Origin of the sequence: Bradyrhizobium ontarionense (assembly GCF_021088345.1) — a bacterium.
GTDB classification, from domain to species: domain Bacteria; phylum Pseudomonadota; class Alphaproteobacteria; order Rhizobiales; family Xanthobacteraceae; genus Bradyrhizobium; species Bradyrhizobium ontarionense.
The window spans coordinates 2,675,070-2,692,220 of record NZ_CP088156.1; the positions used below are offsets into that span (position 1 = coordinate 2,675,070).

The 17,151-nt window shown below is 66.4% G+C and carries 12 protein-coding genes; 3 read left to right on the plus strand and 9 right to left on the minus strand.

The window, feature by feature from the left end; genetic code table 11:
- Window positions 1–5: 5 nt before the first annotated feature.
- Window positions 6–1,880: an adenine deaminase gene (locus LQG66_RS12095; protein WP_231326443.1), complete on the plus strand. Its 1,875-nt coding sequence runs from the start codon at window positions 6–8 to the stop codon at window positions 1,878–1,880.
- Window positions 1,881–1,917: 37 nt separating this feature from the next.
- A complete protein-coding gene (locus LQG66_RS12100) occupies window positions 1,918–3,318 on the plus strand; it encodes an NCS2 family permease (protein ID WP_231326444.1) in 1,401 nt (466 codons plus the stop codon).
- A gap of 18 nt (window positions 3,319–3,336) precedes the next feature.
- Here LQG66_RS12100 and LQG66_RS12105 read toward each other — a convergent pair whose 3' ends face one another.
- From LQG66_RS12105 to LQG66_RS12115, 3 genes are all read right to left on the minus strand, one after another.
- A complete protein-coding gene (locus LQG66_RS12105; protein WP_231326445.1) occupies window positions 3,337–4,416 on the minus strand; it encodes an isocitrate/isopropylmalate dehydrogenase family protein in 1,080 nt (359 codons plus the stop codon).
- Between the two features lie 125 nt (window positions 4,417–4,541).
- Entirely contained in the window at window positions 4,542–5,609 is a 1,068-nt protein-coding gene (locus LQG66_RS12110; RefSeq protein ID WP_231326446.1) for an alcohol dehydrogenase, read from the minus strand.
- Window positions 5,610–5,857: 248 nt separating this feature from the next.
- Window positions 5,858–7,033, minus strand: coding sequence for a CaiB/BaiF CoA transferase family protein (locus tag LQG66_RS12115; RefSeq protein WP_425601309.1), 1,176 nt, complete (start codon window positions 7,031–7,033; stop codon window positions 5,858–5,860).
- Window positions 7,034–7,273: 240 nt separating this feature from the next.
- Here LQG66_RS12115 and glgA point away from each other — a divergent pair, with 240 nt between their 5' ends.
- On the plus strand, window positions 7,274–8,689 hold the full coding sequence (gene glgA / locus LQG66_RS12120; protein WP_256460618.1) for a glycogen synthase GlgA: 1,416 nt from the start codon (window positions 7,274–7,276) through the stop codon (window positions 8,687–8,689).
- A 136-nt stretch (window positions 8,690–8,825) separates the two neighbouring features.
- Here the strand turns inward: glgA and LQG66_RS12125 are convergent, their stop codons facing one another.
- From LQG66_RS12125 to ccoG, 6 genes are all read right to left on the minus strand, one after another.
- Window positions 8,826–10,949: a methyl-accepting chemotaxis protein gene (locus tag LQG66_RS12125; RefSeq protein WP_231326448.1), complete on the minus strand. Its 2,124-nt coding sequence runs from the start codon at window positions 10,947–10,949 to the stop codon at window positions 8,826–8,828.
- A 237-nt stretch (window positions 10,950–11,186) separates the two neighbouring features.
- Window positions 11,187–12,338, minus strand: coding sequence for a DUF3734 domain-containing protein (locus LQG66_RS12130; protein ID WP_231326449.1), 1,152 nt, complete (start codon window positions 12,336–12,338; stop codon window positions 11,187–11,189).
- 420 nt (window positions 12,339–12,758) lie between these two features.
- Entirely contained in the window at window positions 12,759–12,941 is a 183-nt protein-coding gene (ccoS, locus tag LQG66_RS12135; protein WP_231326450.1) for a cbb3-type cytochrome oxidase assembly protein CcoS, read from the minus strand.
- Window positions 12,932–15,133, minus strand: coding sequence for a cation-translocating P-type ATPase (locus LQG66_RS12140; RefSeq protein WP_231326451.1), 2,202 nt, complete (start codon window positions 15,131–15,133; stop codon window positions 12,932–12,934). Before LQG66_RS12140 ends, ccoS begins: the two co-directional genes overlap by 10 nt.
- Window positions 15,134–15,147: 14 nt before the next feature.
- Window positions 15,148–15,648, minus strand: a complete 501-nt coding sequence (locus tag LQG66_RS12145; RefSeq protein WP_256460619.1) for a FixH family protein — start codon at window positions 15,646–15,648, stop codon at window positions 15,148–15,150.
- Between the two features lie 20 nt (window positions 15,649–15,668).
- Window positions 15,669–17,135: a cytochrome c oxidase accessory protein CcoG gene (gene ccoG, locus LQG66_RS12150; RefSeq protein ID WP_231326452.1), complete on the minus strand. Its 1,467-nt coding sequence runs from the start codon at window positions 17,133–17,135 to the stop codon at window positions 15,669–15,671.
- Window positions 17,136–17,151: the final 16 nt, after the last annotated feature.

Genomic DNA, 17,151 nt, shown 5'->3' on the forward strand with positions numbered 1-17,151 from the left:
TCAGCATGGATCTCGCACCGGATATTGCAGACGACCTTCTGATTGACGCCGCGCAGGAGGTCCGGATCCGCCAGGACCTGGTGCTGACCGCGCTGGGGCATCGTCCGGCCTGCCGCGCGCTGCGCGTCGGCCGCCTGCTCGACGTCCACAGCCGCACCTGGAGCGAGGACCAGGAGATCGTCTTCAAGGGGCGGCGCATCGCCTGGGTCGGCCCCGCCGGCAGCTACAAGGGCGAGGTGCGCGAGCGCGCGCATCGGCCGGACCTTGCCGCCGTGCCCGGCTTCGGCGAGGTGCACAAACACATCGAGAGCTCGCATCTGACGCCGGAATGGGAGGCCGCCCTGGTGCTGCCGCGCGGCAATACCTGGACTTGCGAGGCGAGCCACGAATTCTCCAATGTCAACGGCGCGCGCAATCTCGAATTCTGGTTCGAGGCCCGCCGCCGCGGCTCGCCGCTGAAGATCTTTCCGCAACCCGGCTCTGCCGTGCCGCCGACCGCCTATGAATGGGGCGGCGGCTGGTATGGCGGCGCCGAGCAGGCCGGCTTCATGCGCGAGAGCCTGATGGTCACCGGCCTCGACGAGGTGATGGACTGGCCCGCGGTGTGGAATCCGGACAACCCGTCCTATGAACGGCTCTGGGGCATGATCGGCGCAACCTTCGCGGCGCGCGGTGTCGTCGAGGGACATGCCTCGGGCCTGCGCGATCTGCCAGAGATCAACGCCTTCGCCGCCGCCGGCCTCGCCTCCGATCACGAGGTGCAGACGCCGGAGGAGACCTGGGACAAGCTGACGCGCGGCCTGTTCATCGAGCTGCGCATCTACGCCATGCCCGAGATCGTCGCCTGGCTGCTGAAGAAGGGCCTGCAGGACTGGTCGCAGATCGCGTTCACCACCGACGACCGCAGCGCCAGCCATACGCTCGCGCTGGGAGCCAGTGATCACAATGCGCGGGTCGCGATCGAGGCCGGCCTACCGCCGGAGATCGCGATCCAGTGCCTCACCATCAATCCTGCGCGGCACATGCGGCTGACACCGTTCGTCGGCAGTCTCGCACCCGGCCGGTTCGGCGACGTCGTGCTGCTGTCCGATGTCGACAAGCTCGAGATCGCCGAAGTCTGGGCCGACGGCGCGCAGGTCTCCGAGGGCACGCGCTACCTCGGCGAGGTCCCCCGCATCGCCTGGCCGGACTGGGCCACCAAGACCATCAACATCAGGCGCGACATCGTGCCGGAGGATTTCGCGCTGCCGGCCGCGTCCGGGCGCGCGACCATGCAGGCGGCCGTGATCCGCCCGTTCCATTGGCATCCCGATTTCTACACCTTCGAGCTGCCGGTGCGCGACGGCGCCGTGCAGCGCGACGAGAGCCTCGCCATCACCAAGTTCGCCATCGTCGACCGCTTCTCCGGCGAGGGGCTGGTGTCGAAGATGTTCTGGAAGGGCTGCGGCCCACGCACGCCGGAGACGGCGCTGGCCTGCTCGGTCGCCCACGACAAGCACAACATCTGGGTGGTCGGCTCCTCGGATGCGGCGATGGCCAAGGCCGTCAACGCGCTGGTCGCCCAGCAGGGCGGCTGGGCGCTGGTGCGCGAGGGCGAGCTCACCGCCACGGTCCGCTTCGAGGTCGGCGGCCTGATGAGCTGCCGCCCGGCCGAGGCGCTCGATGCCGAAATGCAGGCGCTCTACGCCGAGGGCTGCAAGGTCGACTGGATGTACGAGCCGACGTTCCGGCCGCGCTGGTATCCCGGCTTTCCCGAGCGGCTGATGTTCGCGACGCTGACCTGCGCGCCGTGGAGCTGGGTCCTGGTCGCGCCCTGCGAGCAGGCCCCACTCGGCTTCATCAACGTGCAGACCGGCAAGACCCACCCGGTGGTGTGGTGATCAGGCGTCAGACGACGGAGCAAGGACGGAGATCGCGATGCAGGACATGACGAAGGCGCAACCCGCGGCCTCCGCGGCCACGGCTGCGGACGCAGCCACGCAAGGCGGCGGGCTCGACCGCTTCTTCAAGCTGACCGATCGCGGCACGACGATCGGCCGCGAGCTGATGGCAGGCGCCACCACCTTCGCAGCGATGGCCTACATCATCGCGGTCAACCCGGCGATCATGTCCAATGCCGGGATGGATCGCGCCGACCTCGTCAGCGCCACCGCGCTCGCGGCGATCTTCGGCTCGGTGCTCATGGGGCTGTCGGCCAACCTGCCGCTGGCGGTCGCCCCCGCGATGGGCTCGAACGTCATCTTCACCTACGTCATTGTCAAGCAGATGGGCATGCCATGGCAGGGCGCGCTGGCAATGGTGGCCTTCACCGGCGTGCTGTTCCTGATCCTCAGCCTGACGAAGCTGCGCGAGCGCGCCGCCAAGGACGTCCCGGAGACCTTGAAGATCGGCATCCAGGCCGCGGTCGGAACACTGATCGTGTTCATCGCGCTGCGCGGCGCCGGCTTCATCGTCGCCAACCCATCGACCTATGTGTCGATGGGCTCGCTGCGCAATCCGCCGGTCATCTTGACCCTGGCCGGGCTGCTGCTGACGCCGGTGCTGGTCGCCCGCCGCGTGCCGGGCGCGCTGATCATCTCGATTGCGGTGCTGACCCTGATCGGGCTGTTCGTACCCGGAGCCAACGGCAAGATGGTGACCTCGATGCCGCAGACCCTGCTGTCATGGCCGCGCTGGCCGACCAGCACGTTCATGGCACTGGATGTCGGCTATCTCTTCAGCCACTTCCTGATCGCGCTGCCGCTGTTGTTCTATTTCCTGTGCGCCGAGTTCTTCTCGACGCTGGGCACGCTGATCGGCGTGACCGGGGCCGCCAATCTCCGCCGCCCGGACGGCTCGATCCCGAATGCCACCGCGGTGTTCGCGACCGATGCGACCGCGTCCATCGCAGGTCCCCTGCTCGGCACCTCGGTGGTGACGGCCTACATCGAATCGATCACCGGCGTTCAGGCCGGCGGCCGCACCGGGCTGACCTCGCTGACGGTCGCCGCCTTCTTCTGCCTCGCGCTGTTCTTCTGGCCGGTCTTCGTGATCATCCCGCCGCAGGCGACCGCGCCGGCGCTGGTCATGGTCGGCGTCCTGATGATGCAGGGCTTCGCCCGGGTCGACATGACCGACCTGGCGACCGCGGTGCCGATCGTGCTGATGCTGCTGGTCACCGTGCTGACCAACAACCTCATCAACGGCATGGCGCTGGGCACGCTCAGCTACATCGCCCTGGAGCTCGCCTTCGGCCGCGGCGGCAAGATCCCGGGCATGGTCTGGGGCCTCGGCGTGGTGTTCATCGCCTACGCCGTCGTCACCGCCCAGATCTTCTGACGAGACCTGTTGCGGGACTCACAGCGCCTCCAGCACGGCCCGGGTCACCTCGGCCGTGCCGGCGCGGCCGCCGAACTCGAACGGCTTGAGACCCGCGGCATAGACCCGATCGACCGCCTGCTCGATCCGCTGCGCCGCCTCGGCGGCGCCCTCGATGCCGCGCGTCTCAGCGAGCCAGTCCAGCATCATCGCCGCCGACAGGATCATCGCGGTCGGGTTGGCCTTGCCCTGCCCCATGATGTCAGGCGCGGTGCCGTGGCAAGGCTGGAACACGGCGTGGCGATCACCGATGTCGGCTGACGGCGCCATGCCCATGCCGCCGACGAGGCCGGCGGCGAGATCGGACAGGATGTCGCCGAACATGTTCTCGGTGACGAGCACATCGAAGTCCCAGGGCCGCTTCACCAGCATCAGCGCGCAGGCATCGACGTAGAGATGGTCCGCCTTCACATCCGGATGAAGCTGAACGACCTCGTCGAAGATCTTGCGAAAGTAGGCGAAGGCCTTGAACACGTTGGCCTTGTCGACGCAGGCTAAAGTACCCCGGCGCCCCTGCGCCTTGCGGCGGGCGGCGAGCTTGAAGGAGAAGTTGAAGAGCCGCTCGGAGGTCTTGCGGGTGATGACGAGCGTCTCGCGCGCATCCTCATGCGTCACCACGCCTTTGCCCATCGAGGCGAACAGCCCTTCGGTCGACTCGCGGATCACGACGAAGTCGATGCCCTTGGCTTCGGCGCCGACGATCGGGCTCGGCACGCCCGGGATCAGCCGCACCGGCCGAACCCCGGCATAGAGATCGAAGTGGAGCCGCAGCTCGATCTGCGGCGCGATCTCGGTGTTGTCGGGGTAGCGCACCGACGGCAGGCCGCAGGCGCCGAGCAGGATGGCATCCGCGCCCTCGCACAGCTGGATCGTGGTGTCGGCGATCGAGACGCCGGTCGCGAGATAGTTGTTGGCGCCGGCCTGAGCCTCTGTGAAGCGGAACGACAGGCCGGCCTTGGCCTCGACCTTGCGCAGCACCTCGAGCGCCGGCGCCATGACCTCCGGCCCGATGCCGTCGCCGGGGAGAACTGCGATGTGAAGTGAATTGGTGGAGGGCATGTTTTCTTCGCAATACAAGTGGTTTAGCGCCGTCATTGCGAGCGAAGCGAAGCAATCCAGGACCCAGGTTGAGACTCTGGATTGCTTCGTCGCTTCGCTGCTCGCAATGACGGGAGCGGTGGCGGCTACGGCGTCAGCACGGCGCGACCGACCAGTTGGCCCTTCTGCAGCTCGCGCAGGGCGTCGTTGGCCTTGGACAGCGGCATCGGCGTCACCGGGATCGGCGCGATGTTCTTGGTGCGGACGAGGTCGAGAAGCTCCTTCGTCTCGCGGAGATTGCCGACATAACTGCCCTGGATCGTGACCGCCTTGATCGGAATGAGCGGCAGCGCCCACGGCGCGCCGCCGCCGAACAGGCCGACGATCACGAGCTTGCCGCCTTTGGTCAGGCAGTCGAAGCCGAGCTGTGCCGTGGCAGGATTGCCGACCAGGTCGATCACGGACCGGATCGGCTCGCCCGCCGCCTTGGCCAGTTGCTCCAGCGCGTCCGGCGCCTTGCCGTCGACCGCCGCGAGCGCGCCGGCCGCCAATGCCGCCTCGCGCTTGCGGGCATCGATGTCGACGACGATCGCCCCCTTGCCGCCCATCGCCTTGAGCAGCGACAGCGCCATCAGGCCGAGTCCTCCGGCGCCGAAGATCACGATCGGCGTATCAAAATCCTTCTCCACCTTCTTGAGCGCGCTGTAGGTGGTGACGCCCGAGCAGGCGTAAGGCGCGGTCGTCACCGGATCGAGCCCCTTGAGATCGAGCAGATGGCGCGGATGCGGCACCGTCATGTGATCGGCATAGCCGCCATCGCAATAGACGCCGAGCGAGGCCGGCTTCAGGCACATGTTCTCGTCGCCGGCCAGGCAGGTGGCGCATTTGCCGCAGCCGATCCAGGGATAGACCAGCGCGACGTCGCCGACCTTCAGCCCGCCCTTCTCGGCCTCGGTGACCTCGGGCCCGAACGCCACGATCTCACCGGCGCTCTCATGGCCCATGGTCCGCGGCAGCGAGACGCCGCGATCCTTCAAGGACAGCGGCTTGCGGCCGTGGCCGAGATCATAGCCACCTTCCCAGATGTGCAGGTCGCTGTGGCAGACGCCGGCTGCCTTCACCTTGATCAGCACCTGCTTGCCGAACGGCTGCGGCGTCGGCTCGTCGACCTCGGCCAGCGGCGCATTGAAATCGGTGACCTTGAAGCTCTTCATGTCTCACTCCCGTAACTGCCGGTCGGTCCGTGACGCCGGCGGACCAGACGGGCTTGATGACGGGAGCAGCGCAGGACGGTCGCGCACATCGGCGCGGCCGCTCGCTCGGCAATTCCTCCCGGCATCCGCACGTCCGGTATTTCCGGACTCGTTCGCGACGCGCTCGGACTTTGGATGCAAAAACGACCTGCGGCAAGACTGGCACGATCAACCGGCGCTCATGGCTGCCCTGCCGTAGGGCCGGGCGATCAGGAAGAAGCCGTCTTCGGTGGCCTCGCGCCGATGTCCCCGAGCACGGCGGCTGTGTGCTCACCGAGACTGGCCGCGCGCGCCCCCGCGGCGACCCTGGCGTCGGACATGCGGAACGGCTGGTTGACGACCTTGAAGGTGCCCGCCGCATCCTCGACCTCGGCCAGCGCACTGCGATGGGCGAGCTGCGGATCGGTGAGGGCATCGGCGACGCTGCGGTAGGCCGAGCTGGGCACGCCGCCGGCGTTCAAGGCCTCGACACATTCGGCGACGCTGAACCGCGTCGACCAGGCCTCGACGCCGTCCATCAGCTCGCCCCAGTTTGCCCGCCGGTCGGAATATCTGGCAAATCTGCTGTCGCTGACCCAGTCCGGATGGCCGATCACCATCATCAGGTTCTGGAAGGTCTTCTCGCTGGCGATCGCAATCATCACATAGCCATCGCGGCACTCTGCGGGCCCGAAAGTTGGACGCGATGGCAGCTGCACCTCGAACTGCGCCATCTGGATCTCGTTCAGGGTCAGGCTGAGCATCGATTCCAGCATCGAGCAGTCGATGTGCTGACCGCGCCCGGTTCGCTCGCGCTGGTAGAGCGCCGAGGCGATGGCTCCGAAGGCGTAGGTGCCGGTCACGACGTCGGCGTGATAGATGCCGCAGTAGTCGGGCCGGCTGCGCCCCGGCTGATAGGCGAGATGAGCCATGTCATAGCCGGAGGCGGCGTGGATCACTGGCGCATAGGCCGGCAGCTCCGCCGACGGACCGGCCTGGCCGTAGCCCGAGATCGAACAATAGATCAGCCGCGGGTTGAGTGCGCCCAATCTGCCATAGTCGAGCCCGAGCCGCTGCATCACGCCGGGCCGGAAATTCTCGACCAGGATATCGGCGGTCGCGACGAGCCGACGCGCCGCTTCAACGCCCTCGGGCGATTTCAGGTCGAGCACGACACTCTTCTTGCCGACGTTGAGCTGACCGAAGGCGGTCGAGCAACCGCTGCGGACCGGCGGCCGGGTGCGCATGGTTTCACCTTCGGCTGACTCGATCTTGATCACCTCTGCCCCCATATCCGCGAGCATGCGAGCGCAATGCGGGCCGGCGATGGTGGTCGAAAAATCGAGGACGCGGAGCCCGTCGAAGCATCCTGTCAAACGGCTCTCATCGTTTCCAACTAGACTCACGCGTGCAACTCCCTGCTGTTCTTCTCTCTTGGCGCGGGGCCGAAGCCCGCGAGGTCGACTTTGCCTTCGCTGATTCACGAAGCGTAAGCCATCGGGCACGGTGCCCGTCGAGTCTAGATCGAACCATTCGGTGCCGAAAGCGTTTGGCCTCTCGCCGCACTGCGACACGCTTTTTGTTCATGACGAGATTTGGACCTTTTCTTGCATAGGACGGCCATGGGGCTTGATCGAGGACATCTCTTGCGGGTTCTGTTCGTTACAACCGAAATGGACGACTTCGTCCGGGTGGGCGGACTGGCCGCCGTTTCCGCCGCACTTCCCCGGGCACTGCGCTCACACACCGACGTCAGGATCATGCTGCCCGGCTATCGGGACGTGATCGAACAGCTCACCCACATCGAAATTGTCGGCCAATGCGAAGCTCTGGCGGAGATGCCGGCCTGCTCGCTCGGACGATCGTCGACGCGCGACGGCCTGCCGGTCTACGTCCTGCTGTGCGACGAGCTCTACGACCGACCGGGCAATCCCTACGGCGACGAGAGCGGGCAGGACTGGGCCGATAACGACATCCGCTTTGGCCGCCTCGCCGCGGCCGCCGCCGAGCTGGCCGCGGGCACGCTGGACAAGAGCTGGGCAGCGGATCTCGTCCACGCCAATGACTGGCAGGCGGCGCTGGTGCCGGCCTATCTGGCGTGGCGCGGGGTCGAGGTTCCGTCGATCCTCACCATCCATAATCTCGCCTATCAGGGCCTATTCCCGCGCGAGTCGCTGCGCCGGATCGGCGCGCCGGAATCGTCCTTCCACATCGACGGCCTCGAATTCTACGACAAGCTCTCCTTCCTCAAGGGCGGCCTGATCTATGCGTCGCATCTGACCACGGTCAGCGCGACCTATGCCCGGGAGATCACCACCTCCGAACTGGGCTGCGGCCTGGAGGGCCTGCTCCGCCAGCGCTCCAATGCACATGAGCTGACGGGCATCCTCAACGGCATCGACGAGAGCTGGGATCCCCGCTACTGCCAGCAACTGGCGCAGCCCTTTGCCGCCGGCGACTGGAAGGGCAAGAAGGCCAATGCCGACTATGTCCGCAAGCAGTTTGGGCTGGCGGTGTCGCGCGGGCCGATGTTCGGACTGGTCGCGCGCCTCGTGCATCAGAAGGGCATCGATCTGGTGCTGGAAGCCGCCGACGAGATCGTCGCGGCCGGCGGGCAGATCGTCGTCACCGGCTCCGGCGAGCCGGCGATCGAGCGTGCCCTGCTGGAGGCGCACCGCCGCCGGCCTGATGCGATCGGAGTGGCGATCGGCTTCAACGATGCGCAGGCGCGTCGCATCTTCGCAGGATCGGACTTCACCCTGATGCCCTCACGCTTCGAACCGTGCGGGCTCAGCCAGATGTATGCGCAGCGCTTCGGGTCGCTCCCGATCGGCCATCAGACCGGCGGGCTGGCCGAGACGATCACCGACGGCGAGACCGGCTTCCTGTTTCAGAAGCCGTCAGCCGAGTCATTCCTCGGCGGCGTCAAGCGTGCGTTCTCCGCGTTCACCCGCACCGAGCAGTTGAACGCGATGCGGCTCTCGGCGATGGCCCGCTCCTTCAGCTGGGACCTGTCGGCCGCCTGCTACAATGCGCTGTACCGGAAGATGCTCACGTCGTAGCCCGCATGAGCGCAGCGACACGCGGGGGTCTCGAAGGTCCCCGGATATCGCTAGCGCTCATCTGAGCTACGGCTGACACAATAAAGCCCGGACATTGTCCGGGCTCTTTTCATTGGCGCCTGAACGGCGAGACCTTTTAGGCCGCGCGCACGGCTTCCAGGAAATTGCCGACCTCGCGCTTGAGGCGGCCGGAATCGCCGGCGAGCGATTTCGCCGACGACAGCACCTCGGCGGAGGCCGATCCGGTCTGCGAGGCTCCGCGCTGCACGTCGGTGATGTTGGCCGAAACCTGCTGGGTGCCGTGGGCGGCCTGCTGCACGTTGCGGGAGATTTCCTGGGTGGCCGCGCCCTGCTCTTCGACGGCGGCGGCGATCGCCGCGCCGATTTCGGCCAGCCGCTCGATCGTCGAGCTGATCGCCTGGATCGAATTGACCGATTCCTGCGTCGCGGCCTGGACCCCCGAGATCTGCTGCGAGATTTCGTCGGTTGCCTTCGCCGTCTGTTCAGCCAGCGCCTTCACCTCGGTCGCGACCACGGCGAAGCCGCGGCCGGCATCGCCGGCGCGCGCCGCCTCGATGGTGGCGTTCAGCGCCAGGAGATTGGTCTGCCCGGCGATGCTGTTGATGAGCTCGACCACATCACCGATGCGCGCTGCTGCCTGCGACAGTTCGGAGACCCGGCCATTGGTCTGTCGAACCTGCTGCACCGCCTCGCCGGCCATGCGGGCCGACGCCTGGACCTGACGGCTGATCTCGTTCACCGAGGACGACAGCTCCTCTGTCGCGGAAGCCACCGACTGGACATTGGCCGAGGCTTCCTCCGACGCAGCCGCCACGACCGTGCTGAGCTCCTCCGAGCGGTTCGCCGTGTTCGTCAGCGTATCCGCCGAGGTTTCGAGGCCCGAAGCCGCCGACGACACGGTGTTGACGATGTCGGCAATCGTTGCTTCGAAGCTGCGGGTGAGCCCATCGAGCCGGCGGGCTCGATCGATCTGAGCCTGAGCGTCGCGAGCGGCGGCCTCGTCGGACTCCTTTTTGGCGATCAGTGCGTCCTTGAAGACCTTGAGCGCACGCGCCATGGCGCCGATCTCATCCTTGCGGGCCTCGCTCGGGATGTCCGCGCCCAATTCGCCATTGGCGAGTCGCAAGGTCACGCCGGTCAGACCGACCAATGGACCGATGACGCCACGCACGACGCCGAGAACCACGGCCACCGACACGATCGCGACCAGAAGCAGGATGCCGAGCGCGCCGAACAGGCGCAGCCGCGCGGCCTCGATGGCCTGATCGATCGCCTGATGCGCCGACTTCAGAGCCGCGTCGCGCAGCACGATCACATTGTTCAGCATCGGCGTGGTCCAGCGCCCCCACTCCTCCACAGTGACCGGCGAAGGCTGTGCATCGCGCGCCGCCGTGACGATCTGACGATAGCGGCGCTCGCCCTCTCCCATCAGGGTCGAGCGGACATGTTCGAGCGCGGCGGCGACCTCCGGCGCATCGCGAACGCTGCGCGCGGCAAGCTCGATCTGCTGCCACAGCAAGGTCACCTGGCCGCTCTGCTCGGTCACCTCCGAAAGGCGTGCCGGGGTCCAGCCTGTGTTTTGGATAAAGAAGCGAAGAACAGCGGAGCGCGCGCCGTTGACGGTGCGCATCGCCTGCGCCAGTTGCGCCAGCTGGCCAGACGGCAGCAGGTTCTCGACATCGCCGCCGACACGCGACAGCTCGATCGCGGTCTCGTCGATAGAGGCATTCAGGGCTTCGGCCGCGCGCCCGAGACCATCGGTCGTCAGCGCCTGGATGTTGGCCGGGCGCTGGGCTGCCGGAAGCGCAGCCGCCCCGCGGCCCACGGAGCGGACCTGCTTCAGCGTCTGTTCGGCGGTGTCGACATTCCTGGTCGGCAGCCCCGCGATCTGCACCGCGGCCTTGGCCTGGACCAGCGACTCGTCGGTCGTCGTGATGGCTTTGTCCAGCTTGGCAACGTCGTCCGCCGAGGCGGATCCTGACGCGGCGAGCAGATTCCATTGGCTGCGCTCGAGCGGAATTTGCGCGTTCACCTTCATCACCAGCTCGAAGGCGTTGAGAACACGCGCCGCCTGTTCACGCTTGCGCAGATCGCCCCATCCGCTCCACGCCAGCGCACAGGCGAAGGCCATGGCAAAGAACCCGGTCAACAGATTGCCGGCGAGAATCTTCCATTTGAGACTGACCGCACCGGTCTCCGGCTTGAAGGTCTCGTGCTCCAGCATCGCGCGCTCGGACATCTGCAATTCCAATCAAAGCGGGTAATGCCGACCAGCATCATTACTGGTGGGGCAACGGGACCTGCGCGATGGACCTTGGCAGCGTCTCTGCGGTGGATCGGCCAAGAACTCATCACGTCGAAGACGCGCGCCGCCATCATGATTAAGAGCAAACTACCACCAATCCCTTAAACCGAATGGACGCGAGTGGTGCCTGGATGCCTCTCAAAAGATGAATTTGCACTGCAGCATGCGCAACTACTCAGTCGTCATCGCATCCGACGGCGGCTCATGCAGCACCACGCCGGATAGCGGATCGAACTCGCCGGTCCAGGGCATCCGCTCCAGCGCCGACTGCGTGTGCTGATAGCCGGCATTCCAGCGCACCGAAATACCTCTCGCGCTAAAATCGATGTCCTTGGTATGGCTCTCGCGATCGAGCTGCGGAGCTAACAGCTGGACGACGTGCATCCGCGTCTGACAGCCGTAGCTGACGAGATCGCGAACGGCAGGATCATTCCGGGCCGATTCCGGTAGGTGCGCGGCCAGCTGGTTGATGACGTGACGTAGCCGGTGGATCTGCTGCTGACGGGCGATATGGCTCGAGATCCGGCTCGAATACTGCACATCCTTGTGCCGGTTGAGCACCTCCGCCATCGTAGTCGGCTCCGTGCCTTGCGGATTCCACAGATTGATCGCAAAGATCAGTGCGTCCTTGCGCGGGTTGTCGTCGAACACGACCTCGGTCGGCGTATTCGAGAGGATGCCGCCGTCCCAATACAATTCGCCGTCGATGCGTACCGCCGGAAATGCCGGCGGCAGTGCACCGGAAGCGAGGATGTGACGCACATCGAGCGCGCTGTCGCGGTTGTCGAAATAGTGCATTCGGCTGGTGCGGACATGCGCGGCCCCGACGGTCAGCCGCAGGCCGCCATTGTTCACGAGATCGAAATCGACCAGTTCCTGCAAGGTCTCGCGCAACGGAGCGGTCGCGTAGTAGCCCGCCTGTTCGGCACCGAGCGGATAGGACTCGCCGGCATGCGCCAGCGCGTTGGGACGAAAGAAGCCGGGAACGCCTTGCGTCACGGTCATCCAATAGGACAAGCGCTCGTTGAGATCGGGAAACGCCGTCCGCACGGTCCAGGCGGGCTGGCGGTGCATGCGCTTCCAGAACTCCCGAAGCCGCGCCATCCGCTCATGCACAGGGCTGCCGGCGATCAAGCTCGCATTGATCGCACCGATCGATGTGCCGATGACCCAGTCAGGCTCCAAACCGGCCTCGTGCAGCGCCTGATAGACGCCGGCCTGATAGGATCCGAGTGCACCGCCGCCCTGCAGCACCAGAACCACCTGTCCGGGGATCTTGCTACGATCGATCGTCGCGCGTGCGCTGTCGTTGACCACGGCCATGTCTCCTGTTCTCCCGCCCTCGCCCCGTCTTCTTCGCGATTCACATGCCGCCGTTACGCAGGCCCCGCCTTTCCTGCAGGGTCCAGCCACCGTCAACCGGAAGTGCACCGCCGGCAATCGATGCATCGCGCCGAGCAGTCCAGGTCGTATTGATAGGCGAATGAATTTCGCTTTGCGAGGCAATCGGGCGCACACGGCCAGCGGGCGGACGTCAGAAAGCAGATCGCAGCGGTCGACAAAGGCTATTGCACGCGAGACGGCGGGTATGGGCCGGCTGCGGCCTGGTGCCGGACCAGCAGGCTCGTGGGAGCCATCCCGTTGCCTGCAGTCGTGTCGCGACCGGATCGCCGACACGATGACATGCCGCATCAACAGACAGCATCGGCAGCGCGGGCGAGCGCGATCTCGCGCGAACCGGCGTCAGGGCCGGCTGGGGGCCGGCTCGGGCGGCGGAGGCGCCGGCTGATCGTCATCGGCGATCGCGCGCCAGGCGGCGCCTTCGAGGTCCTCATACTGGCCGCTCTTGAGCGACCAGAGAAAGCCGGCCAATCCGGCAAGGCCGAGCGCCAAAGCGAGCGGGACGAGAATGATCATCACTTCCATGACGAGGCCTCCTCCGCAACCTTGCGGGCGCGCAGTGCATTCAGCATCACCAGGATCGAAGAGCCTGACATCGCTGCCGCCGCGATCAGTGGGGTCACGACACCGCTGATCGCAAGGGGCACCGCGAAGAAGTTGTAGCCGACCGCGAGCCACAGGTTCTGCCGCATCAGATGCAGCGCCTTGCGCGCGTAGTCGATCGCAACCAGCACCGGCGCGAGCGGACGGCCGAGGAAGACGAGATCAGCGGTCGCCTGGCTGAGATGCGCGGCCGAGATCGGCGACATCGAGACATGCGCGGCCGCCAGCGACGGCGCGTCGTTCATGCCGTCGCCGACCATCATCACCTTGGCGCCTCCGCGCTTGAGCTCCTCGATACGCGCGATCTTGTCGGCCGGCGTCACGCCGGCGCGCCACTCGCTGATGCCGAGCGCCTTGGCGGCTGCGGCCACCGCGGCCTCGCGATCGCCCGAGAGGATCTCGACCTTGATGCCGCGCCGCTGCAGACCCGCAATGATCTTCGCGGCATCGGGGCGCAGTCCCTGGCGCACCGAGAGCAGGAACTTCTCATCGCCGCGGCTGAACGCGACCACCGAGGCTTCCGGATCGCGATCCGCATCCCGTGCAACCAGCGCCTCGGCGCCGCAGAAGGACGGACGGCCCAGCCTGATCTCGACGCCACCGACGACGGCGCGCACGCCCTGCCCGGGCTCCTCCGTCGCGCCCATCAGCGGCGACCTCGCCTTGGCGGCCTGGGCGACGGCAGATGCGACCGGATGATGGCTCGACAGCGCGAGCTGGCCGGCCAGCGCGAACACATCAGCCGGAATATCGGCGGCGTTGACGACCTCCAGCTCGGGCAGCGTCAAGGTCCCGGTCTTGTCGAAGATGACGTGGTCGGCCTCGGCGAGGCGCTCGATCGCGTCGCCGGCATTGAGCAGCACGCCCGACTTGAACATCGCGCCCGAAGCCACGGTCTGCACGGTCGGAATGGCAAGGCCGAGCGCACAGGGACAGGTGATGATCAGCACGGCGATACCCGTGACGATGGCATCGTGCCAGCTCGCGCCCGCCAGCACCCAGCCGAGCACGGTGAGCGCCGCAGTGGCATGCACCACCGGCGCATAGAGCCGCGAGGCGCGGTCGGCCAGCCGCATGTAGCGCGAGCGGGCCTGCAGCGCATTGTCGAGCAGGCGCGTGATCTCGGCCAGCAGCGTGCCCTCCGCCGCCGCAGACACCTTCACCCGCAGCGTGCCGGAAATGTTGAGCGAGCCGGCGTAGACGGCCGTGCCCTGCTCGGCCGGCACGTACAGCGTCTCGCCGGTGATCAGGCTCTGGTCGATCTCGGAGCGGCCTTCGACCACGACGCCGTCGACGGCGCAGCGCTCGCCGGGCCGCAGCAGCACGAGATCGCCGGCGCGGACGGCCGCGACAGGCACCTCCGAGATCTCATCGGCGCCGATGAACTTGGTCGCGGTCTCCGCCTTCAGCGCGGCGAGATTGCCGGCCACCGCGCGCGTCCGCCGCCGCATGTTCTGGTCGAGATAGCGGCCGACCAGCAGGAAGGTCAGCAGCATGATCGCGGCGTCGAAATAGGCGTGCTCGGCGTGGTGGAAGGTCTCGACGATGGACATGCCCAAAGCCAGGATCACGCCGATGCAGATCGGCACGTCCATGTTGACGTTGCCGCCCTTGAGCGCCCGCCAGGCCGAGCGGAAGAAGGGCTGTCCGGCATAGGCCGCCGCCGGCAGTGCGATGACGGCCGACAGCCAATGGAAGAAGTCGCGCTGCTCCGGCAGCATGTCGCTGACGTTGCCGGACCACACCGGGATCGACAGCATCATGACGTTCATGGTGGCGAAGGCCGCGACCCCCAGGCAGCGCAGCAGGAACCGCGACTCCTCGGCCTCAGTCGCCTCTGCGCTCGCCTTCTCGAACGGATAGGCCTTGTAGCCGAGCTCGGCGAGACGATCGATGAATTTGGCCGGGTCGAGCGTGCCCTGCTTCCACTCGAGCGCCAGGCGCCGGTCGGTCAGATTGACGCGCGCCAAGGTCACGTCGGGCAGCGCCGACAGCCCGCGCTCGATCTTGGCCATGCAGCCGGCGCAGCTGACGCCTTCGACCGCGAGGTCGATGTGCTTCAGGCCTGCCCCGAGATCCTTGACGTAGTGCGAGAAGTCGCGCGTCACTTGCATGGTCGCCATTCCCTTTAGTTCAGCAGCACGCGATTCTTGGACATGAACATGCGCCGCCCGCTGGAGTCGCCTTCGAGCACCAGGTCCCACTGGCCGGGCGCAATCGCTTCCGCGGTGCCGCGATAGATGCCGATGCCGACCTCAGCGAGCGCGACCTCCTGATCGGCACGCTTGTCGGCGGGCCGCTCGAGCCGGCCCTGGAATTTCAGGCCCGACACCGGCTTGCCGCTCGCGTCGCGCGCATTGACCTGCAGGACTGCAGCACCATCCGTGCCACGTTCGATATGCGCCTCGACGTTCCAGCGCCGCGCCTCCTGGTCGCGCGCCGCCGTGATCTCCTTCTCGTAACCGAGACTGGCGCTATAGGCGCTGTCGACCTCGGTGCCCGGCAGCGTCGAAATCGCCATCTTCATCATATAGACGTTGACGCCGATCACAGTCCCGAAGAATGCGAGGAGCATGGCCAGCACCATGCGTCCGGTCAGCGGCTTGGATCGTTCTGAACGGCTGGCCATTGGCGGGCTCCTTCGGGTCTTTAAGGGCTGACGAAATTGTCGGCGGCGGAGGCGACGACGCCGAGACCGATGTCGGTGACGAAGAATTTGACGGGGATCGACTTGTCCGGATTGTTCTCGGCCGGCGCGGTGACCAGGAGACGCAGCTCCTCGGTCTGGTCGCGGCCGACCACGATCATCGGACGATCCGGCGTGACCGAGTCGGCGCCGACGACATGGACGATTGCATTTGCCGGCCCCTCGATATCGATGGCGATCACGCGGTCGAAGCCGTGCTTGTTGAGCACACGCATCGTATAGGCATTGCGGACCGAGCCGTCCGAGAGCTTAACCGCGATCGGATTGCGGTCGTGCAAGACGTTGACGTCGAGCAGCGAGCGCGTGGCCAGCTTGTAGACCATGGCACCGCCGACCACGGCGATGATCGCGGCATAAGCAACCGTCCGCGCGCGTACGAGCTTGTAGACCGGCGGCTTGCCTTCCTGCCGGCGATGGATGTTGATGTCGTTGTCATAGGCGATCAGGCGCGGCGGACGGCCAATTTTGGTCATGACGGTGTCGCACGCGTCGATGCACAGGCCGCACTGGATGCAATCCATCTGCGCCCCATCGCGAATGTCGATTCCAGTCGGGCACACCGCGACGCATTGCCGGCAGTCGATGCAGTCGCCGGCCGGTTGGCCGAGGGCGCGCAGCTCGGCGGCCTTCTTGACCGATGTGCGGGTCTCGCCGCGGTCGTAGCGGTAGGTGACGTTGAGCGCCCATTCGTCGGTGAGCGCAGCCTGGATGCGCGGCCAGGGACACATGTAGACGCAGACCTGCTCGCGCATGAAGCCCGCCAGCGTGTAGGTCGTCGCCGTCAGAATCGCGATCCAGATATAGGCCAGCATCGGTCCCTGGAAGGTGACGAGCTCCTTGACCAGCGTCGGCGCATCGTTGAAATAGAGCACCCAGGCGCCGCCGGTCCACCACGCGATCAACAGCCAGATCGAATGCTTGAGCACGATCTCCGAGATCCGCTCCAGCTTCATCGGATCGCTGGAGGCATCCTTCTTCATGCGCTCGCGCCGGTCGCCCTCGATCAGGCGCTCAACGGCATAGAACAGGTCGGTCCACACCGTCTGCGGGCACAGATAGCCGCACCAGATGCGGCCGCCGATCGCGTTCATCAGGAACAGGCCGATGGCGGCGATGATCAGCAGGCCGGTGAAATAGTAGACCTCCTGCGGCCACAGCTCAATGAAGAAGAAGTAGAAGCGCTGGTTGGGGAGATCGACCAGCACCGCCTGATCAGGCGCGGCGAGACCGCGATTCCAGCGGATGAAGGGCAGGAAATAGTAGACGCCCAGGCAGAAGCCCATCAGGCCCCATTTGATGCGGCGAAAGGTCCCGGAGACGCTCTGCGGGTAGACCTTCTTGTGGGCCTCGTAGAGCGGACCGTAATCGTCCACCGGCTGCAGGTCGTCCGGTTTTACCGTCTGGTTCATGGCTGGCGGTACATGG

Coding starts and splice junctions, on each gene's coding strand:
- LQG66_RS12095 (WP_231326443.1), top strand. CDS start 6: ATGGATCTCGCACCGGATATTGCAGACGACCTTCTGATTGACGCCGCG.
- LQG66_RS12130 (WP_231326449.1), bottom strand. CDS start 12,338: ATGGCCGTGGTCAACGACAGCGCACGCGCGACGATCGATCGTAGCAAG.
- LQG66_RS12125 (WP_231326448.1), bottom strand. CDS start 10,949: ATGTCCGAGCGCGCGATGCTGGAGCACGAGACCTTCAAGCCGGAGACC.
- LQG66_RS12140 (WP_231326451.1), bottom strand. CDS start 15,133: ATGCAAGTGACGCGCGACTTCTCGCACTACGTCAAGGATCTCGGGGCA.
- LQG66_RS12100 (WP_231326444.1), top strand. CDS start 1,918: ATGCAGGACATGACGAAGGCGCAACCCGCGGCCTCCGCGGCCACGGCT.
- LQG66_RS12145 (WP_256460619.1), bottom strand. CDS start 15,648: ATGGCCAGCCGTTCAGAACGATCCAAGCCGCTGACCGGACGCATGGTG.
- ccoG (WP_231326452.1), bottom strand. CDS start 17,135: ATGAACCAGACGGTAAAACCGGACGACCTGCAGCCGGTGGACGATTAC.
- LQG66_RS12110 (WP_231326446.1), bottom strand. CDS start 5,609: ATGAAGAGCTTCAAGGTCACCGATTTCAATGCGCCGCTGGCCGAGGTC.
- LQG66_RS12105 (WP_231326445.1), bottom strand. CDS start 4,416: ATGCCCTCCACCAATTCACTTCACATCGCAGTTCTCCCCGGCGACGGC.
- ccoS (WP_231326450.1), bottom strand. CDS start 12,941: ATGGAAGTGATGATCATTCTCGTCCCGCTCGCTTTGGCGCTCGGCCTT.